The following is a 24,299-nucleotide window of genomic DNA, read 5'->3' on the forward strand; positions in this document are numbered from 1 at the left end:
GCGGGAAGTTCCACGGGATGATCTGCCCGACCACGCCCAGCGGCTCGTGGAAGTGGTAGGCCGCGGTGTGCTCGTTGATCTCCGCGGCGCTGCCTTCCTGGGCGCGGATGCAGCCGGCGTAGTAGCGGAAGTGGTCGGCGGACAGCGGCACGTCGGCGTTCAGCGTCTCGCGCACGGCCTTGCCGTTGTCCCAGGTTTCGGCGACGGCGAGCAGCTCGAGGTTGGCTTCGATGCGGTCGGCGATCTTCAGCAGGATCAGCGAACGGTCCTGCACCGAGGTCTTGCCCCAGGCATCCGCGGCGGCGTGCGCGGCGTCCAGCGCCTTGTCGATGTCGGCGGCCGAGGAGCGCGGAAACTCGCCGATCACCGAGCCGTTCACCGGCGAGGTGTTGGTGAAGTACTGGCCGTCCACCGGCGGCACGAACTCGCCACCGATGTAGTTGCCGTAGCGCGGTTTGAGGGTGAGGACGGAGCCGGCGGCGTTGGGCTGGGCGTAGATCATCTGGAAAGCCTCTCTTGTCTGTGCCTGACCGCAGGCATGGGTCAGGTGATGGACCGATGGTAGAGAGCCGCCGCCCTCGCCCGAAATGCGTCGAAGGCACAGGATGACGTCCTCATTTGGTAGTAGGGCCGTCGCTGACCGTAGGGTGCGCCGCGCGCACCACTGGGCCGTTCTAGCGCGGCCAGACGTCGCGATAGAAGGTGCCATCGGCCTCCTCCCAGCGCAGCCGCAACGCAGCGTCGCGCGCCGGCAGCACGATGCGCACGAGCGGATTCGCCGCCAGTCCCTCGAACGGCTGCAGCACCAGCAGCTCGCCGACGTCGTCGGTGAGGCGGAATTCGCGCAGCAGCCGGCGCGCCAGCATCTGTCCGTCAGGCCCCGGCCGGCGCCCGGTTTCCATCGGATGACGCAGCAGCGCGCGCAGCTCCAGTGCGTCGCCGCGCTCGCCCCATACCCTGAACTCGCCGAGCCCGGCCAGCGGATCGCCATTCGGCGCCTGTGCGCAACTGCTGGCATAGACGCTCACCTCGCGGCGCCACAGCCAGCGGCGCCCGTCGCCATCGCGCGCGGCGATGATCAGCGCCTGGCTGGCCGGCAGGCGCACCCGCGTGCTCAGGCGCAGCGGCTCCTGCCAGCGCGTCACGCGCACGCGGGCGACGCGCGGATCGTCCTCGCCGCCGCGCAGGATCAGCAGCTCCAGCGGCGCCTTGGCGCCGTGCAGTTGCAGGTCGACGGGCACGAAGGCGCCGTCCTCGACGCCCTGCGCCACCGTCACCTCCAGGCCCTCGCTGCGCAGCGGCCGATCACCGAGAAACGCCGCCAGCAGCGCCTCCGCCTCGTTCGCCTGCACCGGCAGCGCGAGGCAGACGAGCAGCCCCAGCCAGGCCCTCACGCCCTGCCCCAGGCGTCCGCGCAGATGGCGTTGTACCAGGCCAGCGACTCCTGCGCCTCGCGGGCACGCAGGCCGGGTGGTGCCTGCAACGGGCTCAGCGTCTGGCTCCCCGGCACCTCGGCGATATGCCCGTCGGCGACCTGGTAGCGCGCGCCGATGGACACCGCATTGCCCGGCGCCAGCGCGCTGTAGCAGGTGTTCTGCCAGTAGGCCTCGGGCGTCGGCTGGCCGGCGAGATCGGCCAGCAGTGCGGCGACGGCGACCTTCGCCTGGGCGTTGGCGCAGTAGGCGGACTTGGGCATCGGCGCGGCGATGGCGGCGTCGCCGACCACGTAGACGAACGGATCGCCGCGCGCCTGGAAGCTGCGCGGGTCGACCGGCACCCAGCCGCTGGCGTCGGTCAGGCCGCTGCGCTCGGCCAACGCGCCGGCGCGCTGCGGCGGGATCAGGTTGATCACCGCGGCGCGGTGCAGGCTGCCGAACTCGGTACGCACCTCGCGCCGCGCGGCGTCGATGCGCATCACCCGGCCATCGGCGGCGCGCCCGACCCATTCGATGCGCTCGCCGTAGAGCTGTTTCCAGCCGGCCTGGAACAGCGCCTGCTTGGAGAAGCCGTCCTTGCCATCGAGGATCAGCAGCTTGGAGCGCGGCTTGTGTTTCGCCAGGTAGTCGGCGATCAGGCTGGCGCGCTCGTAAGGCCCCGGCGGGCATCGATAGGGATTGTCCGGCACGCTGATCAGCACCAGGCCGCCGTCGTCCATGGCCTGCAACTGGCGGCGCAGCAGGCTCGTCTGCGCACCGGCCTGCCAGGCGTGCGGTGCATGCTCGGCGGCCGCGCGGTCGTAGCCTTCGACGGCGTTCCAGCGCATGTCGATGCCCGGCGCCAGCAGCAGGCGGTCATAGCTCAGCTCGCGGCCGTCGACCAGGCGCAGGCGGCGCGCCGGCGCATCGATGGCCTGGACTTCAACGCGCAGGTGGTTGACCCGGCAGTCGCGCACCAGCCGCCGGTAGGAATGCTCGATCTCGCCGATGCCACGCAGCCCGGCGATCACGTAGTTGCTGAACGGACAGGTGTGGAAGCTCGTCTTGGGTTCGAGCAGCAGCACCTCCAGCTCCGGCGCCGCCTGTTTCAGATGGCGCGCCGCGGTCGCGCCGGCGAAGCCACCGCCGACCACGACCACCCGTGCGCCGGCGACCTCGGCGCGCGCCATGGAAGACAGCCAGGGCAATGCGGCCAGGGCGGCGAGCGCCCGCCGACGACTCAGCGATGGGTGGAACATGGGCACCTCTCCAGCGCCGTAACGACGCGGCGCAGCCTACGATGCGCAGCCATCCCGCGCCGCGCCATGCGCCCTTGGTGGCAGTGGCCTGCGACTTTCGCAGCAGGATGAGCCGTAGGGTGCGCCGTGCGCACCGCGGACATCGCACATCGCCGGGCGTGGCGCCCCCTCGGCATCCGGGAACGCAACGGTGCGCGCGGCGCACCCTACGGTTGGCACCGGCGAAGGCCTGACGCGCGTAGGGTGCGCCATGCGCACCGCGAACGTCGCGACATCGGCGGGCGTGGCGCCCCCTCGGCATTCGGGAATGGAACGGTGCGCGCGGCGCACCCTACTGGGAAGAGGAGACCGTAGGGTGCGCCATGCGCACCGGAAGCAGAATGAAAAAGGCCGGCGAATGCCGGCCTTTCTCGTGTCGCTTTCGGTCAGTGCTTGGCGACCAGGTCCTTCGGCAGCTTGAAGGTCCAGATCATCCCGCCCTGGTCGAGGTCCTTGATGCGCTTGGCCACCTCACCGCCCCACAGCGGCACCGCGCCGCCCCAGCCGGAGACCACGGTGACGTACTGCTCGCCGTCCATTTCCCAGGTGACGGGCGAGGCGATCACGCCCGAGCCGGTGTTGAACTCGTAGAGTTTCTTGCCGGTCTTGGCATCGAAGGCCATCAGGAAGCCTTCCGGGTTGCCGGTGAACACCAGGTTGCCCTTGGTCGCCAGCACCCCGCCCCACAGCGGCGCGTAGTTCTTGTAGCGCCAGACTTCCTTGCCGGTCTTCGGATCGATGGCGCGCAGCACGCCGATGTAGTCCTCGTTCAGCGGCTTGATGGTGAAGCCGGCGCCGAGGTAGGCCGCGCCCTTCTTGTAGGCGACGCCTTCGTTCCACATGTCCATGCCCCACTCGTTGGACGGCACGTAGAACAGACCGGTGTCCTGGCTGTAGGCCATCGGCATCCAGTTCTTGCCGCCGAGGAAGGACGGCGCGACGAACACCGAGGTGCCCTTCTTCGCGTCACCCGGTGCGCCCGGACGGTGGGCGTCGTCGTAGATCGGACGGCCGTCCTTGTCCAGGCCCTTGGCCCAGGTGACCTTGTCGACGAAGGGGAAGCCGCGGATGAACTTGCCGTTGGTGCGATCGAGCACGTAGAAGAAGCCGTTGCGGTCGGCGGTAGCGGCGGCCTTGATGGTCTTGCCGCCGTCCTGGTAGTCGAACGACACCAGTTCGTTGACGCCGTCATAGTCCCAGCCGTCGTGCGGCGTGGTCTGGAAGTGCCACTTGATCGAGCCGTCCTCCGGGTTCAGCGCCAGCCGCGAGGAGGAGAACAGGTTGTCGCCGGGGCGCAGGTGCGAGTTCCACGGCGACGGGTTGCCGGTGCCGAAGAACAGCGAGTCGGTGGTCGGGTCGTAGAAGCCGCCCAGCCAGGGCGCCGCGCCGCCGGTCTTCCACAGGTCGCCGGGCCAGGTCTTGCCGGCTTCGCCGCCGGAAATACCGTTCTCCACCGGCTTGCCGTCCTTGTAGACGTAGCCCATGTGGCCTTCGACGGTGGGACGTGTCCAGAGCAGTTCGCCATTGCTCGGGTCGTAGGCTTCGATCTTGCCGACCACGCCGAACTCGCCGCCGGCCACGCCGGTGATCAGCTTGCCCTTGGCCACCAGCGGCGCCGCGGAGATCGAGTAGCCCGCCTTGTAGTCGGCCACGGTCTTCTTCCACACCACCTTGCCGGTGTCCTTGTTCAGCGCGACCAGCTTGGCGTCGAGGGTGCCGAAGATCACCAGGTCACCGTACAGCGCCACGCCGCGGTTGATCACGTCGCAGCACGGCATGATGCCGTCGGGCAGGCGTGCGTCATACTGCCAGAGCTTCTTGCCGGTGCGCGCGTCGGCGGCGAACACCCGCGAGTAGGAGGCGGTGACGTACATCACGCCGTCCTTGATCATCGGCTGCGCCTGCTGGCCGCGCTGCTTCTCGCCGCCGAACGACAGCGCCCACACCGGCCGCAGCTCCTTGACGTTATCCGTATTCAGCGTGTCCAGCGTGCTGTAGCGCTGGCCCTGCTGGTTGAGGCCGTTGACCACGATCTGGTCGGTGCGCTTGCCGCTATCGCTGATGTCCTGGTCGGTGACGCCGGCCAGGGCCGACAGGCTGGCGAAGGTGATGGCGGCGAACAGCGCCGTGCGGACGAAAGGCTGGGTGAAACCGGTGGGGTTCATTGCGGCTACCTCTGCGGGCTGGTTTTTGTCGTCGGGAAATTTTCCCGGTACTGCCGCGAATTCTTGGTTCGCACCGCTTCGCCAACAATTGGCAGCACGGCGGAGATAGGTAGTTCCTTGGTAGCAATACCGCCCCGAAGGCGCATTCCCGCCCGCGGCCGCGCTCAGCGCCGCTCCGGCAGGAAGTCGCGCAGGCCGACGTAGGGTTTCGCCAGGGGGTACGCCAGGTCGCCGCGCTTGCTGGTGCGCAGGTTGAGCGCGCCGAGCAGCTCGACGATGTTCAACGCCGCGCCAACCCCGTCGATCACCGGCACGCCGAGGTCCTCCTGCAGCGACTCGGCCAGCGCCGCCATGCCGGCGCAGCCCAGCACGATGGCGCCCGAGCCGTCCGTGCGCAGGGCGTCCACGCAGGCGCCGCGCAGCGCCCGGTAGAGCGCCTCGGGGTCGGCCTCGAGGTCGAGCACGGCGATCTCCAGCGCATGGATGCCGCGGCACTGGTCGCGAAAGCCATAGCGCTCGACCAGGTGCCGCGCGATGACGCAGGTGCGCTCCAGGGTGGTGACGACGCTGAACCCGGTGGCCAGCCAGGTGGCGACGTGCATGGCTGCCTCGGCGATGCCGATCACCGGCTGCCGGGCGATCTCCCGCGCGGCGAGCAGGCCGGGGTCGCCGAAGCAGGCGATGACGTGGCCGTCCACGCCGAGGGCGTCGCCCTCGCCCACCGCCCTCAGCACGCCGGGCACGCTCATCGCCTCGTCGTAATGGCCCTCGATGGACGCCGGCCCGGCGCTGTTGGTGATCCCCAGGAGGCGGGTATCGGCACGTACCCGCGCCTGCGCGCCGAGCACCAGCCGCTCGGTCATCGCCGCCGTGGTGTTGGGGTTGATCAACTGGATCGTCATGCCCATTGCTCAACCCTCGCCCAGGTAGCGGCTGAAGCCGACGTCACGCGCCTGGGCCTGCTGGTACATGGCGTCGTAATAGGGCTTCAGGCGCTCGGCGCTGGCATCGCAGGCGTGATACTGTCGGCGGATCGACTCGGTCAGCTCGCGGACCTGGCGGCGCACGTCGCCGGCATCGATGCCCTGGAACGCGCCGTTGGCGTAGACCAGCCTGCCGTTGACCAGCGTGTAGCGCAGCGAACGGCCATCCTCGCTGTACACCAGTTGCCGGGCCAGGTCGTTGAGCGGGGTGAAGCTCCAGCTGTCCATGTCCAGCAGGATGATGTCGGCCAGGCAGCCGGGCGCCAGCTGGCCGAGCTCCGCGGTGCGGTTGAGTGCGCGCGCGCCACCCCGGGTCAGGCTGTGAAGCACTTCGTCGGCGGTCGGCCACTGGCGGTAGTCCGGCGAGCCGAGCGTGTGCAGCAGTGCGGCGGTCTTGCCGACGAACCACAGGTTCACGCTGTCGTCGGTGCAGAGCTCGTCGCTGCCCAGGGCGATCGGCACACCGGCGTCGCGCAGCTTGCGGAACGGCATCACGCCGCTGCCCAGGCGCAGGTTGCACACCGGGTTGTGCGCCACCACGCAGCCGGCGGCGGCGAGCAGCGAGATGTCGGCGTCGTCGGTCCATATCGCATGGATGATCTGGCAGAGCGGATCGAGGATGTTCTGGTCCGCCAGATAGCGCACCAGCGACTTGCCGTACTTCTCCTCGCCCAGCACCCGCTGCAACTTGGTTTCCAGCACGTGGATGTTGAACGGCAGGCCGTGCCGGCGGCTCAGCGCGCCGAGTGCCTGCAGGTAGTCCGCCGTCACCCGCTGCGGCGCCGAGCAGGACACCGCGGCGCCCAGGCGTCCGTCTTCGGCGCCGTGCCAGCGCTGCAGCAAATAGTCGTAGAGCGCCAGCAGCTCCTCGCTGCTCTGCAGCGGCGCCTCGCGCATTTCCTCGCGCACCGCGGCCGGCAGCAGCGCTTCGAGGAAGGGAAACTTCTCGTACTCGACGACGTTCGGCTGATCGATCGCGACGCTGGCGCGGATGCCGGCGTCGCGGTAGGCGCGCATCACCGCATCGATGCTGCCGCGGCTGGCGACCGGCACGTGATAGGCGTCGTCGTGTACCGCGGTGATGCCGAGTTCGAGCATCTCCAGCGCGGCGACCAGCGTGCGCAGGTAGACCCAGTGGTCGGCCTCGGCGCTGTCGACCAGCGGCGGCACCTCGTAGAGCATGAACAGCTCCAGCGGCAGCCCCGGCAATTGCCCGCGCATGAAGTTGCCCGGCGAATGGAAGTGCGCGTTGATCAATCCGGGCATCGCCAGCAGGCCGCGGGCGTCGATGACCTGCGCATCGGCCGGCGCCTGTGCGCGCAGATCCGCGCCGATGGCCTCGATGCGCGTTCCACGGACGAGGATGTCGGCCTGCTCGTACTGATTGCCTGCATCGTCCAGGCACAGCAAACGGGCGCCCTGGATGAGGACGGTATGTTCTGACATGAAAACCTCTGGAGGTGAATTCGGGCGACGGCGCCGCATCCGCTCGCCAGCGTCCGTCCGCCGCCGCGGGGGCAGGCTCCCGCCCCGACGGTGTGCGGACGCAGGCCCGGCTAGAAGTGCACCGATTCCTGCTCGGCGAAGGCGCGGTTGACCTCGTCGGCCATCAGGTCCGCGAGATGGTCCTGCAGTTGGTGAAACGCCGGATCGCGGGGATTCCGCGGCCTTGGCAGCTCGACCTTGATCTGCGTCTTGATGCGCCCGGGCCGCGAGGTGAAGACGAGGATGTTGTCCGCCAGGCCGATCGCCTCCTCGATGGAGTGGGTGACCAGCAGGATCGACGCCTGGCTGCGCTGCCACAGCGCGATCAGGTAGTCCTGCATCTTGCTGCGCGTCTGGATATCGAGCGCGGCGAACGGCTCGTCCATCATCAGCACCTTGGGGTTCATGCACAGCGCGCGGGCCATCGCGGCGCGCTGGCGCATGCCGCCGGACAGTTCGCTGGGCTTCTTGTCCCAGAACGGCTGCAGGCCGACGGCCTCCAGCAGCTCCATCGCCTTGGCATTGCGCGTCGCCTTGCCGATGCCCTGCAGGCTGAGGCCGAAACCGACGTTGTCGAGGATGTTCAGCCAGGGGTATAGCGCCGCTTCCTGGAAGATCATCCCGCGCTCCGGCGAAGGGCCGCGCAAGGGTTCGCCGTCGCACAGGAGCTGGCCGCTGCTCGGTTCGTCGAGCCCGGCGATCAGGTACAGCAAGGTGCTCTTGCCGCAGCCGCTGGGGCCCAGCAGCACGTTCAGCTCGCCACGACCCACGCAGAAGGAGACGTCTTCCAGCGTCTGCAACGGCGCATGGCTCTGCGCGTTCCAGATCTTGTTGAGATTGCGACATTCGATGGCAGGGAGCGTCATCGTCATTTCCTCGTACCGTTGTCGTCGATCCACCAGAGCACCTGTTCCTGGATGCGCCTGAGCGTCCAGTCGAACAGCAGCCCGCAGACGCCGATCACACTCATCGTGAAGAACACCAGGCTGGCGTTGAAGGTATTGCGCGCCATCATCACGATCTGGCCGAGGCCGCTGCCGACCCCGGCCGCCTCGGCGATCAGCACCACCATCCAGGCGGCGAACAGATTGACCCGCAGGGTGACGAACAGGCCCGGCAGGATGGCCGGCAAAATCACCCGCAGGAAAATCTGCCGGCGCGACGCCCCGAGGGTGCGCGCGGCATGCACGAAGCTCTTGGGAACGTCGTCGATCTGCGCCAGCGTGGCGATGGTCATGATGAAGAACACCGAGACGAAGACCATGAAGATCGCTGGCTTGTCGCCGATGCCGAAGAGGAACACCGCCACCGGCAGCCAGGCCACCGGGGAGATCGGCGCCAGCAGCGATACCAGCGGCAGGGTCAGGTTGCCGAACAGCCGGTAGTAGCGGATCAGGATGCCCACCGTCAGGCTCAGGAAGAAGCCGGCGAGCAGCCCCGCCAGGACCCGGAACGAGGTCCAGCCCGCCACTTTCAGCACCGCCAGCCAGCTTCCGCCATCGCCGCTGCCGCCGATGGTGTTGCGCAGGTCGAAGAACTTCAGTTGATCGCTCCAGCTGCCGAGGAACAGGTGCGGCGGCGGCATCAGCAAGGGATCGGCCCACCCCATCCACCAGGCGAACTCCCAGAAGCCGGCGAACAGGCCGACCGAGAGCACCCACCAGAACAGCGTGCCAAGCACCCTTCCGAGCTTTGCGCGAATCATCATCGAGCGCGCAGGGGCCAGCCCTGCCTGCGCGCTACGGGTCGTTTTAGCGACGCCAATCATGCGTGCGACTCCTGCCGATCATGCGGTCTTCAGCGCCAGGCCCTGGTAAAGGGCGGCGTTCTCGGCGATCACTTCTTCCAGCGGCGTCCAGTCGAAGATATCCGCCGTGGGCAGCGTCTTCAGGTAGCCCATCTCGTACATCGACTGGCCCCGGGCAAGGATGAAATCCGCCAGCGAACGCTGATCCACCATCACCGGCTGCCGTTTGGCCGCCAGGGTGGCGGCCCCGAGCGTGGTCTTGTAGTAGCTGCCAACGGTCTGCTTGAGGGCGCCCGGCAGGTCGCTCTCGATCTGGCCCTGGGCGACCAGCAGCGCCTTGATCACCGCCTTCACCACCGGGCGCTGCTCGCTGAGCATCGCGTTGCGCACCGCCAGCAGGCAGTCGGCGTAGTACACCCCGTAGAGGTCGGTGCCGTCGGAGAGAATCCGCGCGCCGGCCCGCGACTGCACGCACTGGCTGGCGTAGGGTTCCACCGCGCAGATCGCGTCCACCGACCCCGAGAGGAAGGCCTGGGCCATTTCGGGCGAGGTGTTGAAGTAGCGCACGTCGACATCCTTGAAGCTCATCCCGGCGCGCTTGAGCCAGTCGAAGGGCAGCACTTCCAGGGTGTCGGCCTGGAAGGTTCCCAGCGTCTTGCCGCGCATGTCCTGCGCCGAAGAAATACCCTCGCCGGCGACGATCATGCAGCCGTTGACGCCGCCGCCGGCGACGATCTTCACCGGCGCCCCGGCGTGGTACAGGGAAAGGAAATTCGAGTAGGGGATCATCGACACGTCCACCGCGCCGATGCCGAACAGGGTAACGATGTCGGTGTTGGTCGGCGTCACGACGAACTCCAGTTCGACGCCGTCCTGCGCGCCGAGCTGACGCTCCTTGGCGATGAAAATCCCCAGGTTGCACAAGCCGGCGCCGTGGGTCGCCTTGACCGAAGTCTGTTTGCCCAACGCGGCCGCCATTCCCATCGGCATCACCACCAGCGCACCGGTGGCGGCTGCGGCGATGGACAGGGACTTGAGGAACTGGCGCCGGTCGAGCGTGTGGTTGAGCGCCTGGAAGGCGCCGCCGTCGCGTTCGCACATGATCGAACTCCTTACATGTTTCGACTCGAAGAGTCAGTCATATAAAAGGAGCTTGTGCAGCGATCGGAATCGGAAATCTGAAACGGCGTGCGTTGATTGCCGACAAACCGCTCGCTACCACAAGCAATTCATACGGCACGCCAACCGGAGAGGCATCGGGGACCCGACACCTGCGCTTGCGGTGTTCAAAGCAGGTTTGATGCCAGCTACCACGAGCATCGCCAGGGCCCGCGACGTGCAAGCCCTGGCGGCGCATCGGCGGCAGCGAACGGATGCACGTGCGGCGCCCTGCAAGCGCCACCTCGGTGCTCACGCACCAAACGCGCGCACTACCGCGCGTGCGGCTCGCCGGGCTCGATGCTCACCTTGCTCAGCCCGCGCTGCTCGTAACGTGGGTAGAGGTGGCTGACGCTGCGTACCAGCTCGTAGCGCGACAGGCTGATGGCGGCGAAACGGGGCGGAATCGGCGCGCGGATCAGCTCGTTCATGTCGGCGCCCTCCTCCGTACCCTTGCGCATCAGCGCGTCGAGCCAGCCGAGGTAGTCGCGCATCTGGTCGAACGGCGCGGCGTCGCGGGCGACCGGGCCGTGGCCCGGCACGATGAGTGTCCATGGCAGCCGCTGCAGGGTATCCAGGTCGCCCAGCCAGACCTCCAGCCCCGGCGTGCCCGGCGTGGTCAGCGCGCGCTGGTAGAAGACGATGTCGCCGGCGAACAGCACGCCGGTCTTCTCGTCGAGGATCGCCAGGTCCGCGCCGGTGTGCCCGCTCAGGGCCAGCAGGCGCAGACGGTGGCCGCCGATATCCAGCGTGCCGGCCTCCAGCGTCTGCGTCGGCAGCACCACCTCGGTGCCGCGCATCCAGTCGCCGACCAGCCGGTACATGTTCTCCGCCAGGTCGTCGCCCTGCTCTTCGAGCAGGCGCCGGGTGCCGGCCAGCGCGGCGATCGGCACGTCGGCGAAGGCCTGGTTGCCGAGGACGTGGTCCGGGTGATGATGAGTGAGCAGGAGCAGCTTGACCGGCTTGCCGGTGGTCTCGCCGATCACCTTGCGCAGCGCCTCGCCATAGCGCCGCGACGGGCCGCTGTCGATCACCACCACGCCGTCGTCGGTCTCGATGAACCCGGTGTTGACGATGTCGCCGCCGTTTTCCCTGGCGAAATTGTCGGTGCTGCCCTCCAGCAGCCAGGTGCCCTCGGCGATCTGCCGTGGCTGCAGGTGATAGTCGAAGTCGGCCTGCGCCGCGCCGCCGAACAGCAGCGCGGCCAGCAGCAGGAGCTGGCGCATCTTCACCTCGACTCAGGGTGCCAGGCGCACCTCGGCGATCTGCATCAGCGGCTCCACGTTGGTGAAGTTCGCCAGATCGCCGAGGATCCGTTCGGCGTGCGGGGCGAAGGCGCTCTGGAACGCCTCGACGCTGTCGAACAGCAGGTGCCCGGCGGCGACATAGGGCGCCGCACTGCCCGGCGCGCCACCGGCCAGGCCGAGTTCGGCGCCGATGCCCTTGCAGGCATCGCCCAGGCATTCGCGGACGATCGCCATGTGGGTGTCGCAGTAGTAATCGATGTCGAATTTCACGCCGGGCTGGTTCGGGTAGAGCACGCTGATCTTGATCATGGAAAGTTTCCTTCCTGTTGTTGTGCGGGTGTGGTGCGCGCGGCGCACCCTACGCAAGGCGTGGCGCGCGCTCGCCGTCCAGTCTACAGACCGGCCTCGAACTCGTTGCCGTTGTTGTCGTGCAGCCACAGCAGGGTATGCGGATGGCCGCGCACCTCCATGGTCAGGGTTGGGTTCTCGCTGATCGCCGGGAACAGCTCGAAACTCGCCAGCACCTCGCCCGTGGTGCTGCGCAGTTCGGCACGGTCCAGGTAGAACTCGGGGATGCCGCCGACCAGGCCGTTGTCCATCGGGTGCGAGATCTGCACCCGCAGGCGGTTGTTGTCGCGCCGCGCGAAGCTACGCCCGAGCACCTGGCCGAGGCGCTCTTCCCAACCGGGCTGGGCGCGCACCACGCTGGGCGCGGTGCAGCCACCGCCGGCCGCATCGATCCACGCCGAGCCGACGTGCCACACGCCGTCGTCGCCGAGCAGGGCCGCGCGGATCGGCGTGGCCTGCTCGACACGGATGCGGATCGCCAGCAGCGGCACCAGCTCGGCGCTCGCCCGCAGGCTGAACACCCGCGGGATGGGGTTCAGCTCTGCCCACAGCAGCATGCGGCTGAAACGGCCCGGCAGCGCGCGGGCGTCGATCTCCACCGGCACCTGGCGCGAATCCTCGGCGAACGGCGGCACGCTGACCTTGACCCGCTCATCGAAGACGAAGGGCTCGTTGTTGAGCAGGCGCTGGTGGTGGTAATCCCACATCACCGAAGGCAGCGGATCGCCCTCCACCGCACACGCCAGCAGCGGCAGACCGAGCAGGCCCAGCAGTACGGATCGTCGTTGCATGGTCCTCCCGTGGAGCATTCGCGAATGAAAAGTCCGGCGATGCATACGCATTCAGCCGCTTCGGTGCGCATAGCGCACCCTACGTCAGTTGCGACCGGGCGTCGGGCGCGTGCGCACCAATCTCCCTGAACGTCCTGATACAACCCGGGCAGCTCATAACGCAGACCATAGCCGGCATAGCGCTTTTCCAGCCCGCCGCTTTCGATCGATTGCTCCGGCGGCGTCTTCACGGTGCGCGCGGCGCACCCTACGGGGGAACGTAGGGTGCGCCATGCGCACCGGCCTTACTGAACGTCCTGATACAACCCGGGCAGTTCGTAGCGCAGGCCATAGCCCGCATAGAGCTTTTCCAGCGCGCCGCTTTCGATCAGTTCTTCCAGCTGGCCGTCCACTGCGTTGGCCAGCTGGCGGTTGCTTTCGTGCACCGCCATGCCGATGTCCCAGGCCGGCTGGCCGAGGTTCGGGTAGGCGTTGTCGGCGTTGCGCAGCTGCGGGTCGGCGGCGCCGTGCTGCAGCCAGTCCAGCTCGCCGCGCAGGGCCATCACCGCATCCACCTTGCCCTCGCGCATCGCCGTAAAGGCGGCGGCCGTGCTCGGATAATGCTCGGTCTTCGCGCGCAACTGGCCATTGAGCACCGAGCTCAGGTAGAAGGACGGCACGCTGTCCAGTTCGACGCCGATGCGGTGCTCGCGAAACACCGCGACGGTGTCCACCTCGGGCAACCGGCGGGTGTCGTGCACCACCTGCCAGCGTTCGCGCTGGTAGGGACCGAACATCACCACCTGCTCGTTGGCCAGCTCGCCGACATCGTTGCGCCGGTTGGCGAACTCGCGGTCGTAGGGCACCCGCAGCATCAGGTCGGCGAGCACGCCGGGACGCAGGTAGTGGCCCTTCCAGATGAAGTTGCGCAGGTCGTCGTCGAGCTTTTCGCCGGGCGTCACCCAGAGCAGTTCGAGCTTCAACCCGAGGCCCTCGGCGAGGCGCCCGGCGAGGTCGACATCGACCCCACGGGGCTGGCCGTCCTGCTGGAAGCTGTACGGCGGGAAGTTCTCGTAGACGGCGACCTTGAGCACGCCGGAGGCGAGGATGTCGTCGAACGGGCGCACCTGCGCCTGCGCCATCGGCAGGCACAGCAGCCAGCAGAGCAGGAGCAGCAGTCGCATGGCGATCACTCTTCGACGTGGACGCTTTCCAGGTAGCTGCGGATCGCCCAGAGGCCTTCCTGGCTGATGAAGTCGGCCATTCGCGGCATGTAGACGGCGCCGTCGCGCACCGCGCCGTTGATCACCCGCTCCTTGAACCACTCGTCACCCTCAATGCCGGGTTCGAGCAGGCGCAGGTCGGGCGCGATGCCGCCGGACTTGGCTTCCAGGCCATGGCAGCGCGCGCAGTTCTGATTGTAGGCGGACGAACCGATCTCCACGGCGAGGGCGTTGTTGGCGTAAGGCGGACGATAGGGGTTTTCGTCGCGCCATTCCTTGCCCAGCGGCTCCAGTCCATCGGTGTTCACCGCTTGCGGCACCACGTCGCCATGGGCGAAGGCCAGGCCGGCGAGGCCGACTCCGGCTGCCAGGATCAGGCCACGCAAGGTTGTCTTGTTATTCATACTTCCATCCTCTTCGAGATGCTGTGCAAGGCAATCGCTCGGCGGGGCGAGCGCAGTGAGAGGAATGGTAAGGAGGCGCCCGGAAGCGCCGAATGCTGCTTTGGTGGCTGCGTTCTACTCCCTTGGTAGCGGGCCGCGCGAATGCCTGGAGGGGGGCGTTGGCAGCAAGTCGAAGTCATCCCCGGACTGGGAAGTTTTCCCTGCGATCGCGGGAGCTTTTCCGTATCCCGCAGCAACTGCGGCTTCCACTATCAATGCGCCAGAACGCCACCGGCGCACTGGTCCTCATCGACCACGGGAACCGCAACCATGACAACAAGAACGCAACCTCTCGCCCTGGCCATCCGGGGCCTGATCCTCGCCGGCGGCTTCGCTGCCGCGGGCACTGCCTTCGCCGGCAACGTGACCTGGGAAGACATCGCCAACGACCACACCACCACCAACGATGTGCTCCAGTACGGCATGGGCACCAATGCCCAGCGCTGGAGCCCGCTGGCCCAGGTGAACGACCAGAACGTGTTCAAGCTGACGCCGGCCTGGTCCTACTCCTTCGGCGACGAGAAGCAGCGCGGCCAGGAGTCCCAGGCCATCGTCCGCGACGGGGTGATCTACGTCACCGCCTCCTATTCCCGCGTGTTCGCCCTCGACGCGAAGACCGGCAAGCGCCTGTGGGTCTACAACCACCGCCTGCCCAGCGACATCCGCCCGTGCTGCGACGTGGTCAACCGCGGCGCCGCCCTCTACGGTGACAAGATCTACTTCGGCACCCTCGACGGACGCCTGGTGGCATTGAACAAGGACACCGGCAAGGTGGTGTGGAACAAGAAGTTCGGCGATCACACGGCGGGCTACACCATGACCGGCGCGCCCACCCTCATCAAGGACAAGGTGACCGACAAGACCCTGCTGATCCACGGCAGCTCCGGGGATGAGTTCGGCGTGGTCGGCCAGCTGTATGCCCGTGACCCCGACACCGGCGAGGAAGTCTGGATGCGGCCCTTCGTCGAGGGTCATATGGGCCGCCTCAACGGCAAGGACAGCACGCCGACCGGCGACGTGAAGGCGCCGTCCTGGCCGGACGACAAGAATTCGCCGACCGGCAAGGTCGAGGCTTGGAGCCACGGCGGCGGCGCCCCCTGGCAGAGCGCCAGCTTCGATGCCGAAACCAACACCATCATCGTCGGCGCCGGCAACCCCGGCCCATGGAACACCTGGGCGCGCACGTCCAAAGGCGGCAACCCGCACGACTACGACAGCCTGTACACCTCCGGCCAGGTGGGCGTGGACCCGAGCACCGGCGAGGTGAAGTGGTTCTACCAGCACACCCCGAACGATGCCTGGGACTTCTCCGGCAACAACGAACTGGTGCTGTTCGACTACAAGGGCAAGGACGGCAAGACGGTGAAAGCCACCGCCCACGCCGACCGCAACGGCTTCTTCTACGTCGTGGACCGCACCAACGGCAAGCTGCAGAACGCCTTCCCGTTCGTCGACAACATCACCTGGGCCAGCCACATCGACCTCAAGACCGGTCGCCCGGTGGAGAACGAAGGCCAGCGCCCGCCGCTGCCCGAGCCGGGCGAGAAGCACGGTAAGGCGGTGGAAGTCTCGCCGCCCTTCCTCGGCGGCAAGAACTGGAACCCGATGGCCTACAGCCAGGACACCGGCCTGTTCTACGTGCCGGCGAACAACTGGAAAGAGGACTACTGGACCGAGGAGGTCAGCTACAAGAAGGGCTCGGCGTACCTGGGCATGGGCTTCCGCATCAAGCGCATGTACGACGATCACGTCGGCAGCCTGCGCGCCATGGACCCGACCACCGGCAAGGTGGTGTGGGAACACAACGAGCACCTGCCCCTGTGGGCCGGCGTGCTGGCGACCAAGGGCAACCTGGTGTTCACCGGTACCGGCGACGGCTTCCTCAAGGCCTTCGATGCGAAGAGCGGCAAGGAGCTGTGGAAATTCCAGACCGGCTCGGGAATCGTCTCCCCGCCGATCACCTGGGACCAGGACGGCGAGCAGTACATCGGCGTGACCGTCGGCTACGGCGGCGCGGTGCCGCTGTGGGGCGGCGACATGGCCGAGCTGACCAAGCCGGTGGCCCAGGGCGGCTCCTTCTGGGTGTTCAAGCTGCCGAGCTGGGATAACAAGACCGCCAGTCGCTGAGTGAACGTGGTGCACCCGTGTCCGGGTGCGCCTTCCCGCCTGACGTAGGGTGCGCCGCGCGCACCACTCGCCAATCGAATTCCACGGTGCGCAAGGCGCACCCTACGGGAATACCGCCATGAATTACCTGCCGTTGCTGCTAGCCCTGAGCCTGCCCCTAGCCCACGCCGACGAAGCCGATGACGGCGTGCCGGTGATCAACGGCTGCCGCCTCGAAGCGCAAAGCCAATGCCCCGGCGCCGACCTGCGCAAGGCCGACCTGAGCAACCTCGACCTGCACAAGATCAACCTCGCCGGCGCCGATCTCTCCGGCGCCGACCTGCGTCACGCCAACCTCGACCTGGCCAACCTGGAAAAGGCCAGGCTGATGGGCGCCAACCTCAGTCGCGCCAGCCTGCAACAGGCCAACCTGCGTGTGGCCGACCTCAGCGACGCCCGCATGCTCGCCGTCCAGGCCTGGGGAATGTTCGCCCAGGGCGCGCAGTTCAAGGGCGCCAACCTCACTGGCGCCTACCTGGAGTTCGCCCGCCTCTCCGGCGCGCGCCTGCACGACGCCAACCTCACCGCCGCCGACCTGGAGATGACCTGGCTCAGCCGCGCCGACCTCAAGGGCGCACGCCTGGACGACGCCAACCTGCAGGAAGCCAAGTTCGGCGACGCCAACCTGGAAAACGCCACCCTCACCGGCGCCCGCCGGCATTACGCCTCGTTCCAGGGCGTGAACATGGAAGGTTGCACCGGCTGCCCGCTGGATTGGGAAAAGTGACGCCCGGCGGCATCGACGGCGCTCGCCGGTGGGCCCGCGCATGCCGCGCAGCGCGTTGGTCCGAACACCCAGCCCGGAAGCCTCCCGCGCCGGGCATTCTCCGGCCGACCGTCTAAATTCATCCAAGAGGGCTTCAGAAAGAATGCGCCAAGCCGAAGAGCTGCCCAGCGCATAAAAAAAATTCGTCGACGGGTACCCAGCATGTTCAACACGCATCTAAAGCGACAACTGGCCGAACTGCAGGAAGAACTGGCAGCCACGCAGCAGATCAAGCAGTCGCTTTACCAGGAGATGCTGGTTCTCAAGCTGGATACCAAGGGCAACATCCAATGGGTGAACGACAACTTCCTTGAGGCAATGCTCTACCGCGCCGACGCCCTGATCGGCCATCCGCTGGACGAATTCATCCCGCCGTCCTTCCGCCGCGAGCCCAACTACCAGAGGCTGCAAGCCGCGCTGCGCGACGGCGAGCACATCAGCGGCGCGCACCGTCTGCTGCGAGGCAACGGCCAGGAAGCCTGGTTGCGCTGGATCATGCAGCCGGTGCGCAACAGCGCGGGCGAGCTGCAACGCTTCACCCTGTGCGCCAACGACCTGACCCGCACCATCGAAACCTCGAAGGAAAACGAAGGGCTGATCAAGGCGCTGCTGCGCTCCACCGCAGTCATCGAGTTCAACCTCGATGGCGAGGTCATCACCGCCAACGACCGCTTCCTCGACGCGATGGGCTATCGCCTGGAACAGATCAAGGGCAAGCACCACCGGATGTTCTGCGAGCCGGAGGAGTACAACTCGCAGGGTTACCGTGATTTCTGGGCCAAGCTCAACCACGGCGAATTCGTCGCCACCCGCTTCAAGCGCATCGACGCCTACGGCCGCCCGGTCTGGCTGGAGGCCACCTACAACCCGGTACACGACGCCCACGAGCGGCTCTACAAGGTGGTCAAGTTCGCCACCGTGGTAACCGACCAGGTGCTCCAGGAGCAGGCGGTCGCCGAGGCCGCCACCATCGCCTTCGGTACCTCGCAACAGACCGATCTCACCGCGCAGAAAGGCGCGGCGGTGGTACGCCAGACGGTGGACGTGATGCACCAGATCGCCCAGCAGATGCAGAGCGCCTCCGAAGGCATCGAGGCGCTGGACAAGCAGTCGCTGCTGATCAGTTCGATCATCAAGACCATCAGCGGCATCGCCGGGCAGACCAACCTGCTGGCGCTCAACGCGGCCATCGAGGCGGCGCGGGCCGGCGAACAGGGGCGCGGCTTCGCGGTGGTCGCCGACGAGGTGCGCCAGCTGGCGGCACGCACCAGCCAGGCCGCCGAGGAAATCATCGAAGTGGTGCAGAAGAACCAGCACTTGGCGCAGACCGCCGTGGACAGCATGTCCAGCAGCCGCCAGCAGGCCGAACAGGGCCTGGAACTGGCCAACGAGGCCGGCGCGGTGATCGTCGAGATCCAGGACGGCGCGCAGCGGGTGGTCAACGCGGTCGGCCAGTTCGCCAATCAGCTCAAGGGCTGACGCCTTCCGCCATCGTCCCTAGGCGCCGACCCGGATCACGCCGGTGTCGATCGCCAGGTGCACGATCTCCACCTGCGAACTCACCTGCAGCTTGTTCTTCAGCAGGGTCAGGTAGTTCGACACGGTCTTGCCGCTGATGCACAGGTGCTCGGCGATCTGCCGCGCCGGCATGCCACGCGCGAGCATGCTGAAAATCTCGAATTCGCGCTGGGTCATGTTCTGCAGGCGCGGATCGTCCGTCGCGCCCTGCGACGGGTGGCAGGCCAGCTGGGTCGCCAGCGGCTGTTCGATGTAGGCATGCCCGGCGAGGATGCGACGCACCGCTTCGAGCAGCACCTCCGGCGCCGAATTCTTGGTGATGTAGCCCGCCGCGCCGGCGTCCAGCGCCTGCCGCACCAGCGGCAGTTCGTCGTGCATGCTGAAGAACAGCACACGCAGCTGCGGCAGGCGCTGGCGCAGGCGGCGCGTGGTCTCCAGGCCGCTGATGCCCGGCAGGCTGACGTCCATGATCACCAGGTTGGGGATATCCGCCAGCACCTGCTGCAGCGCCTGTTCCCCACTCGCCGCCTCGCTCACCGTGACCTCGGGCAGCAAGGCGCGCAGCAGGCTGGCATAGCCCTGGCGCACTACCGCGTGGTCGTCGACCAGCAGAATCTTCATTCAGGCCTCCCGGGTGCGTGTCGCGGTTGAGTGAATGGCGGTGCGCGCGGCGCACCCTACGTATTGCCGAACACCGTAGGGTGCGCCATGCGCACCGAGCCGCTTCATGCGGCCTCCAGCGGAATGCTCAGGCGCAGCAGCCAGCCGCACCCGGGCCGCGTGCGCAGGCGCAACTCGCCGCCCAGACAGCGCGCGCGTTCGAGCATCGAGCGCAGCCCGATACCCGGACGCGGCGGCAGCGCGGCGCCCTCGCCATCGTCGGCCACCAGCAGGCAGAGCCGCGCACCGCGCCGATGCAGGCGCACACGCACGCGTTCGGCGCCGGAATGCCGGGCGACGTTGGTCAGCGCCTCTTGCAACAGGCGATACAGGTGCGCCTGCCCGGCCGCATCCAGTTCGGGAAGGCGCTCGCCCATGCGCAGTTCGCAGGCGATGCCCTGGGCGCCCTGCCACTGCTCGGCGAGCAGCTGGATCGCTTCGCCCAGTTGCAGCCGCTCCAGCGCCACCGGATAGAGATCGCGCACCAGCGCACGGAAGCTCTCCTGCATCCGCTGGCAGTTGTCCTCCAGGCCGCGAGCGGTTTCCGCCAGCAGCGGCGACGGACCGATCAGAGAACGCAGCAGCAGCAACTGCGCGCGGATGCCGGCGAGGTACTGGCCAAGGTCGTCGTGCAGGGCCAGCGCCAGTTGCTTACGCTCGTGCTCCTGCAAAGCGAGCAGCGCGCGGGTCAGCTCGGCGTTGTCGCGCTGCGCGGCTTCCAGCGTCGCGACCATGCCGTTGAAGTGCCCGGCGATGCGCTGCGCCTCGGGCAGCGAATGCGCGGGCAGGCGCACCTGCAGCTCGCCGCGCGCGACCCGGCTCAAGCCGGCGAGCAGTTCGTCGAGCACGCGCAGCCCGCGGCGCACCGCCCAGCGGATCGCCAGCAGGCTCAGCGCCAGGGCCAGGCCGAACAGCGCCAGCAGTTGCAGCAGCGAGTCCTCGACTTCGTCGATCTCGTCGCGCGGATCGACGCTGATCAGCACCTGGCGGCCGTCGTCCAGCCGCAGCGGCTCGGCGAAGGTGCGCGACGGCGGGTACAGCCAGGCACCGAGCCAGGCATCCAGGCCGTCGCCGGCGTCCGCCGCCGTGGCGCCGTCCAGCCAGTGCACGCGCACGTGGCGCAGACTGCGGGTGAGTTCGGATTCGAGGGTCGCAGGATCGCGTTGCGCCGCCTCGCGCAGGTATTCGACCACCGCCTGGGCGGCGTCCAGCTCGCGCTGCACGTCGTGGCTGGCCTGGCGCAGCAGCACCAGGCTGGAGACCGCGGCGACCAGGCAGAAGAACGCCACCACCAGCAGGTTGATTCGCCCCAGAGCGGACATCGGCGCGCCCTACTCGACCACGAAGGTGCCTTGCATGCCCTTGGCCTCGAGGCCCTTGGCGTAGTAGCGGTAGCGCCCCGGCTTGATCGGCACGAAGAAGATTTCCGCCTCGCCGGCTTCCTCGAACTCCAGTTCGGTGAGGGTCACCGCCTTGATCTCGACACCGCCGGCCTCGACCTTGCGCAGGAAGATCGAGGTGGCGAACTCCGGCGCCTGGAAGGCGTATTCCTTCTGCCCGCTGGCGATGATCTTGAGCTGGTAGGCCTTGCCGGTTTCCAGCCGGTACTCACTCTGCGACATCGCGTAGTCGCTGGCCTCCGAGCCGAGCAGCAGGTCCGGCAGCGCGGTGGTCTTGCGGGTCAGGTCGCCCGCCGCGTGGACCTTGTCCAGGCCGATCAGGCTGACGAACAGCAGCAGGGGAAGCAGCAGGGCTTTGAACACGCGCATGGGAACCTCGGCAGTCTTTGTTGTTGTCGCTCCATGCTAGGCCGGCGCGCGCCCGGCCCACTTACTACCTTGGTACTGCCGCACTGGTACTTTCTGCATATTTCGCGGGCGCCGGGCGCTTCCTATGCTGGCGGCACAAGAACAGGAGTCGCCCATGCGCCCGCTCGCGCCCTCTCTGCTGGCCTGCCTGCTCGGTGTATTCGCCGCCGCGCTGGCGAGCCACACGCCGCTCGCCGCCGAAACGCCCGCAGTACCGGAGGGCCTGCAGGTACGCATAGGCTACCTCGGCTACACGCCCGACCCGGGGCCGCTGCTGTCCAACGTGATCGGCGAACCGCGGGACGCCGGCCTGCGCGGCGCCGAGCTGGCGATCATCGACAGCAACAGCACCGGGCGCTTTCTTAACCAGCGTTACGAACTGACCACCGCCAGCGTGGAAACCCCGGAGGAACTGCTGGCCGCCGCGCAGGCCCAGCACGCCGACGGCCTGCGCCTGTTCGTGGTCAACGCGCCGGCGCCGCTGCTCACCCAGCTCGCCGCGCAATTGCCGGACAGCCTGCTGTTCAACGCCGGCAGCGCCGACGATGCACTGCGTACCGACGCCTGCCTGCCCAACGTGCTGCACACCCTGCCGGAGCGGGCGATGCTCGCCGATGCGCTGCTGCAATTCCTCGTCGTGCGCCAGTGGAAGCGCGCGCTGCTGATCGTCGGCGCGCGCGACGACGACAAGGCCTACGCCGCCGCGCTGCGGCGCTCGGCGAAACGCTTCGGCGTGACCCTCGTCGCCGAGAAGCCGTGGACCTTCGACAACGACCAGCGCCGCAGCGCCCAGGCCGACATGCCGCTGTTCACCCAGGCCGCCGAGTACGACGTGGTGCTGGTGGCCGACGAGCACGGCGACTTCGGCGAATACCTGCCCTACAACACCTGGTACCCGCGCCCGGTGGCCGGCACCCAGGGCCTGGTCGCGACCGGCTGGCACAAGACCGTGGAAACCTACGGCGCGGCGCAGTTGCAGAAGCGTTTCGAGGCGCTCGCCGGGCGCTGGATGAACGACCGCGACTTCGCCGCCTGGATCGGCGTGCGCGCGATCGCCAGCGCGGTCACCCGCCTGGGCAACGCCGACGCCACGGCGATCCGCACCCTGCAACTGTCGCCGGACCTGCCGCTGGACGGCTTCAAGGGGCGCAAGCTGAGCTTCCGCCCGTGGGACGGCCAGCTGCGCCAGCCGATCCCGCTGGTGCAGCCGCGCGCGCTGGTCAGCACCTCGCCGCAGGACGGTTTCCTGCACCCGTTCAGCGAACTCGACAGCCTCGGCTTCGACGCCCCGGAAAGCCGCTGCACGCTGGCCGAACGCACGCCATGAGCCTTCACAAGAACAAGGAATCGACCATGCCCCGCCTGCTCACCGCCACCCTCGCCGGCAGCCTGCTGCTCGCCACCGGCGGCGCTTTCGCCGCCACCGCCTACGTATCCAACGAGAAGGACAACAACCTCAGCGTGATCGACCTGGACAGCCTCACGGTCACCGCCACCCTGCCGGTGGGCAAACGCCCGCGCGGGCTGGCGCTGTCGCGCGACAACACGCTGCTGTACATCTGCGCCAGCGATTCGGACAGCGTGCAGGTGATGGACCTGGCGACCCGGCAGATCATCAAGGACCTGCCTTCCGGCGCCGACCCCGAGCAGTTCGCCCTGCATCCCAACGACCGCTGGCTGTACATCTCCAACGAGGACGACGCGCTGGTCACGGTGGTCGACACCCAGAGCAGCCAGGTGCTGGCGCAGATCGACGTCGGCGTCGAACCCGAGGGCATGGCGGTCAGCCCGGACGGCAAGTGGGCGATCAACACCAGCGAAACCACCAACATGCTGCACTGGATCGACACCGCCACCCAGACCCTGGTGGACAACACCCTGGTCGACCAGCGCCCGCGCCACGTCGAGTTCAACCACGACGGCAGCCAGCTGTGGGCCTCGGCGGAAATCGGCGGCACCGTCAGCGTGGTCGACGTGGCCACGCGCAAGATCCTTAAGACCCTGCGCTTCGAGATCAAGGGCGTGCACCCGGACAAGGTGCAGCCGGTGGGCGTCAAGCTGACCCGCGACGGCAAGTACGCCTTCGTCGCCCTCGGCCCGGCCAACCATGTGGCGGTGGTGGATGCCAAGACCTTCGAGGTGCTCGATTACCTGCTGGTCGGCCGGCGCGTCTGGCATATGGCGTTCAATGCCGACGAGAGCCTGCTGCTGGCCACCAACGGCATCAGCGGCGACGTCTCGGTGATCGACGTGAAGGCGCTCAAGGTGACCAAGTCGATCAAGGTCGGCCGCTATCCGTGGGGCGTGGTGGTGACGCCATGAGCGCGCTGGAGGTCGAGGATGTCGGTTTTTCCTATGGCGCCCGGCGCGCGCTGGACGGCGTCGGCTTCAGCGTTCCGGCCGGGCACTTCTGCGCCCTGCTCGGCCCCAACGGCGCCGGCAAGTCGACCCTGATCGCCCTGCTCAGCCGCCTCTACGACCTGCAGCAGGGCGACATCCGCGTCGCCGGGCATTCGCTGCGCAAGCAGCCGCGCCTGGCGCTGCGCCAGCTCGGCGTGGTGTTCCAGCAAAGCACGCTGGACCTCGACCTCTCCGTAGAGCAGAACCTGCGCTACCACGCCGCGCTGCACGGCATGCCGCGGCAACTGGCGGCCGCGAGGATCGAAGAGGAGCTGGCCCGGCAGAACCTGGGCGAGCGCCGCCGCGACCCCGTGCGCTCACTCAACGGCGGGCACCGGCGGCGCGTCGAGATCGCCCGCGCCCTGCTCCACCGGCCGCGCCTGCTGCTGCTCGACGAGGCCAGCGCCGGGCTCGATCCGGCCAGCCGCCTGGCGCTCAACCGGCACGTCCGCGCGCTGTGCCGCGAGCAGGGCCTGAGCGTGCTCTGGACCACCCACCTGCTCGATGAAGTGGAGGCCGATGACGACCTGCTGGTGCTGCATCAGGGGCAGCTTGTAACCCATGGCAGCGCCCGTGAAATTGCCGGGGAAAGCGGATTGGCCGAAGCGTTTCGCGAGCTGACCGTAGGGTGCGCCGGGCGCCCCCCGGCCACCGCGGCTGGCGCGGGTTCGCCCCGCGCCCCCGACAAGGCCGCAAAGG

The 24,299-nt window shown here is 68.0% G+C and carries 23 protein-coding genes; 6 read left to right on the forward strand and 17 right to left on the reverse strand.

The features are described from left to right. The 14 genes from QMX85_RS20260 to pedF form a co-directional block, all read right to left on the reverse strand. A partial coding sequence (locus tag QMX85_RS20260) for an aldehyde dehydrogenase family protein (RefSeq protein WP_282343937.1) occupies positions 1-502 on the reverse strand: 502 nt, incomplete at its 3' end. A gap of 172 nt (positions 503-674) precedes the next feature. Continuing rightward, on the reverse strand, positions 675-1,394 hold the full coding sequence (locus QMX85_RS20265) for a thiosulfate oxidation carrier protein SoxY (RefSeq protein WP_282343938.1): 720 nt from the start codon (positions 1,392-1,394) through the stop codon (positions 675-677). Further along, positions 1,391-2,674, reverse strand: coding sequence for an NAD(P)/FAD-dependent oxidoreductase (locus tag QMX85_RS20270; protein ID WP_282343939.1), 1,284 nt, complete (start codon positions 2,672-2,674; stop codon positions 1,391-1,393). The genes QMX85_RS20265 and QMX85_RS20270 overlap by 4 nt, the downstream gene beginning before the upstream one ends. Positions 2,675-3,099: 425 nt before the next feature. Further along, on the reverse strand, positions 3,100-4,878 hold the full coding sequence (locus QMX85_RS20275) for a PQQ-dependent methanol/ethanol family dehydrogenase (RefSeq protein WP_090231653.1): 1,779 nt from the start codon (positions 4,876-4,878) through the stop codon (positions 3,100-3,102). A 164-nt stretch (positions 4,879-5,042) separates the two neighbouring features. Beyond that, positions 5,043-5,780: an aspartate/glutamate racemase family protein gene (locus QMX85_RS20280; RefSeq protein ID WP_282343943.1), complete on the reverse strand. Its 738-nt coding sequence runs from the start codon at positions 5,778-5,780 to the stop codon at positions 5,043-5,045. A gap of 9 nt (positions 5,781-5,789) precedes the next feature. Then, on the reverse strand, positions 5,790-7,307 hold the full coding sequence (locus QMX85_RS20285; protein WP_282343945.1) for an amidohydrolase family protein: 1,518 nt from the start codon (positions 7,305-7,307) through the stop codon (positions 5,790-5,792). Positions 7,308-7,417: 110 nt separating this feature from the next. Continuing rightward, entirely contained in the window at positions 7,418-8,212 is a 795-nt protein-coding gene (locus QMX85_RS20290) for an ABC transporter ATP-binding protein (RefSeq protein ID WP_282343947.1), read from the reverse strand. A 2-nt stretch (positions 8,213-8,214) separates the two neighbouring features. Continuing rightward, positions 8,215-9,114: an ABC transporter permease gene (locus QMX85_RS20295; RefSeq protein ID WP_282343949.1), complete on the reverse strand. Its 900-nt coding sequence runs from the start codon at positions 9,112-9,114 to the stop codon at positions 8,215-8,217. 18 nt (positions 9,115-9,132) lie between these two features. After that, the gene (locus tag QMX85_RS20300) at positions 9,133-10,194 is read right to left on the reverse strand and encodes an ABC transporter substrate-binding protein (protein ID WP_282343950.1); all 1,062 of its coding nucleotides are present in this window, start codon (positions 10,192-10,194) and stop codon (positions 9,133-9,135) included. Between the two features lie 329 nt (positions 10,195-10,523). Further along, positions 10,524-11,477: a quinoprotein relay system zinc metallohydrolase 1 gene (locus QMX85_RS20305; RefSeq protein WP_282343952.1), complete on the reverse strand. Its 954-nt coding sequence runs from the start codon at positions 11,475-11,477 to the stop codon at positions 10,524-10,526. A gap of 12 nt (positions 11,478-11,489) precedes the next feature. Beyond that, positions 11,490-11,807, reverse strand: coding sequence for an EthD family reductase (locus QMX85_RS20310; RefSeq protein ID WP_273235008.1), 318 nt, complete (start codon positions 11,805-11,807; stop codon positions 11,490-11,492). Between the two features lie 83 nt (positions 11,808-11,890). Continuing rightward, a complete protein-coding gene (locus QMX85_RS20315; protein WP_282343954.1) occupies positions 11,891-12,637 on the reverse strand; it encodes a quinoprotein dehydrogenase-associated SoxYZ-like carrier in 747 nt (248 codons plus the stop codon). 284 nt (positions 12,638-12,921) lie between these two features. Next, positions 12,922-13,800 carry an ABC transporter substrate-binding protein gene (locus QMX85_RS20320; RefSeq protein WP_090231661.1) on the reverse strand — a complete coding sequence of 293 codons (879 nt, stop codon included), beginning with the start codon at positions 13,798-13,800 and terminating at the stop codon, positions 12,922-12,924. A 5-nt stretch (positions 13,801-13,805) separates the two neighbouring features. Further along, positions 13,806-14,243 (reverse strand): cytochrome c-550 PedF, encoded by a 438-nt coding sequence (pedF, locus tag QMX85_RS20325; RefSeq protein ID WP_282343955.1) that lies wholly within the window; start codon positions 14,241-14,243, stop codon positions 13,806-13,808. A 309-nt stretch (positions 14,244-14,552) separates the two neighbouring features. Here pedF and exaA point away from each other — a divergent pair, with 309 nt between their 5' ends. The 3 genes from exaA (at position 14,553) to QMX85_RS20340 (ending at position 18,693) form a co-directional block, all read left to right on the forward strand. Then, positions 14,553-16,409, forward strand: coding sequence for a quinoprotein ethanol dehydrogenase (gene exaA / locus QMX85_RS20330; protein WP_282343957.1), 1,857 nt, complete (start codon positions 14,553-14,555; stop codon positions 16,407-16,409). Positions 16,410-16,527: 118 nt separating this feature from the next. Then, positions 16,528-17,175, forward strand: a complete 648-nt coding sequence (locus QMX85_RS20335) for a pentapeptide repeat-containing protein (RefSeq protein WP_282343959.1) — start codon at positions 16,528-16,530, stop codon at positions 17,173-17,175. 201 nt (positions 17,176-17,376) lie between these two features. Further along, positions 17,377-18,693: a PAS domain-containing methyl-accepting chemotaxis protein gene (locus QMX85_RS20340; protein ID WP_282343960.1), complete on the forward strand. Its 1,317-nt coding sequence runs from the start codon at positions 17,377-17,379 to the stop codon at positions 18,691-18,693. An 18-nt stretch (positions 18,694-18,711) separates the two neighbouring features. Here the strand turns inward: QMX85_RS20340 and QMX85_RS20345 are convergent, their stop codons facing one another. The 3 genes from QMX85_RS20345 to QMX85_RS20355 all read right to left on the reverse strand — a co-directional run bounded on the left by QMX85_RS20345 (position 18,712) and on the right by QMX85_RS20355 (position 21,161). Then, a complete protein-coding gene (locus QMX85_RS20345) occupies positions 18,712-19,353 on the reverse strand; it encodes a response regulator transcription factor (protein ID WP_273234992.1) in 642 nt (213 codons plus the stop codon). Between the two features lie 104 nt (positions 19,354-19,457). Then, complete coding sequence (locus QMX85_RS20350; RefSeq protein WP_282343962.1) at positions 19,458-20,714, reverse strand: HAMP domain-containing sensor histidine kinase; 1,257 nt, start codon at positions 20,712-20,714, stop codon at positions 19,458-19,460. Positions 20,715-20,723: 9 nt separating this feature from the next. Next, positions 20,724-21,161 (reverse strand): copper-binding protein, encoded by a 438-nt coding sequence (locus QMX85_RS20355; RefSeq protein ID WP_282343964.1) that lies wholly within the window; start codon positions 21,159-21,161, stop codon positions 20,724-20,726. A gap of 154 nt (positions 21,162-21,315) precedes the next feature. On the opposite strand from QMX85_RS20355, the gene QMX85_RS20360 reads away from it, so the two are divergent. The 3 genes from QMX85_RS20360 to QMX85_RS20370 form a co-directional block, all read left to right on the forward strand. Beyond that, entirely contained in the window at positions 21,316-22,527 is a 1,212-nt protein-coding gene (locus QMX85_RS20360) for an ABC transporter substrate-binding protein (RefSeq protein WP_282343966.1), read from the forward strand. 26 nt (positions 22,528-22,553) lie between these two features. Further along, a complete protein-coding gene (locus tag QMX85_RS20365) occupies positions 22,554-23,522 on the forward strand; it encodes a YVTN family beta-propeller repeat protein (RefSeq protein ID WP_282343969.1) in 969 nt (322 codons plus the stop codon). Beyond that, positions 23,519-24,299 (forward strand): ABC transporter ATP-binding protein (locus QMX85_RS20370; RefSeq protein ID WP_282343968.1); only part of this gene is annotated, 781 nt, incomplete at its 3' end. The genes QMX85_RS20365 and QMX85_RS20370, both read left to right, overlap by 4 nt.

The sequence above is a fragment of the Pseudomonas sp. PS02288 genome (assembly GCF_029959715.1).
Lineage (GTDB): Bacteria > Pseudomonadota > Gammaproteobacteria > Pseudomonadales > Pseudomonadaceae > Pseudomonas_O > Pseudomonas_O kuykendallii.

Excerpts from the sequence above, each read along its gene's own strand:
- QMX85_RS20270 (WP_282343939.1), bottom strand. The coding sequence starts at position 2,674 with ATGTTCCACCCATCGCTGAGTCGTCGGCGGGCGCTCGCCGCCCTGGCC.
- QMX85_RS20275 (WP_090231653.1), bottom strand. The coding sequence starts at position 4,878 with ATGAACCCCACCGGTTTCACCCAGCCTTTCGTCCGCACGGCGCTGTTC.
- QMX85_RS20280 (WP_282343943.1), bottom strand. The coding sequence starts at position 5,780 with ATGACGATCCAGTTGATCAACCCCAACACCACGGCGGCGATGACCGAG.
- QMX85_RS20285 (WP_282343945.1), bottom strand. The coding sequence starts at position 7,307 with ATGTCAGAACATACCGTCCTCATCCAGGGCGCCCGTTTGCTGTGCCTG.
- QMX85_RS20290 (WP_282343947.1), bottom strand. The coding sequence starts at position 8,212 with ATGACGCTCCCTGCCATCGAATGTCGCAATCTCAACAAGATCTGGAAC.
- QMX85_RS20295 (WP_282343949.1), bottom strand. The coding sequence starts at position 9,114 with ATGATTGGCGTCGCTAAAACGACCCGTAGCGCGCAGGCAGGGCTGGCC.
- QMX85_RS20300 (WP_282343950.1), bottom strand. The coding sequence starts at position 10,194 with ATGTGCGAACGCGACGGCGGCGCCTTCCAGGCGCTCAACCACACGCTC.
- QMX85_RS20305 (WP_282343952.1), bottom strand. The coding sequence starts at position 11,477 with ATGCGCCAGCTCCTGCTGCTGGCCGCGCTGCTGTTCGGCGGCGCGGCG.
- QMX85_RS20310 (WP_273235008.1), bottom strand. The coding sequence starts at position 11,807 with ATGATCAAGATCAGCGTGCTCTACCCGAACCAGCCCGGCGTGAAATTC.
- QMX85_RS20315 (WP_282343954.1), bottom strand. The coding sequence starts at position 12,637 with ATGCAACGACGATCCGTACTGCTGGGCCTGCTCGGTCTGCCGCTGCTG.
- QMX85_RS20320 (WP_090231661.1), bottom strand. The coding sequence starts at position 13,800 with ATGCGACTGCTGCTCCTGCTCTGCTGGCTGCTGTGCCTGCCGATGGCG.
- pedF (WP_282343955.1), bottom strand. The coding sequence starts at position 14,243 with ATGAATAACAAGACAACCTTGCGTGGCCTGATCCTGGCAGCCGGAGTC.
- exaA (WP_282343957.1), top strand. The coding sequence starts at position 14,553 with ATGACAACAAGAACGCAACCTCTCGCCCTGGCCATCCGGGGCCTGATC.
- QMX85_RS20335 (WP_282343959.1), top strand. The coding sequence starts at position 16,528 with ATGAATTACCTGCCGTTGCTGCTAGCCCTGAGCCTGCCCCTAGCCCAC.
- QMX85_RS20340 (WP_282343960.1), top strand. The coding sequence starts at position 17,377 with ATGTTCAACACGCATCTAAAGCGACAACTGGCCGAACTGCAGGAAGAA.
- QMX85_RS20345 (WP_273234992.1), bottom strand. The coding sequence starts at position 19,353 with ATGAAGATTCTGCTGGTCGACGACCACGCGGTAGTGCGCCAGGGCTAT.
- QMX85_RS20350 (WP_282343962.1), bottom strand. The coding sequence starts at position 20,714 with ATGTCCGCTCTGGGGCGAATCAACCTGCTGGTGGTGGCGTTCTTCTGC.
- QMX85_RS20355 (WP_282343964.1), bottom strand. The coding sequence starts at position 21,161 with ATGCGCGTGTTCAAAGCCCTGCTGCTTCCCCTGCTGCTGTTCGTCAGC.
- QMX85_RS20360 (WP_282343966.1), top strand. The coding sequence starts at position 21,316 with ATGCGCCCGCTCGCGCCCTCTCTGCTGGCCTGCCTGCTCGGTGTATTC.
- QMX85_RS20365 (WP_282343969.1), top strand. The coding sequence starts at position 22,554 with ATGCCCCGCCTGCTCACCGCCACCCTCGCCGGCAGCCTGCTGCTCGCC.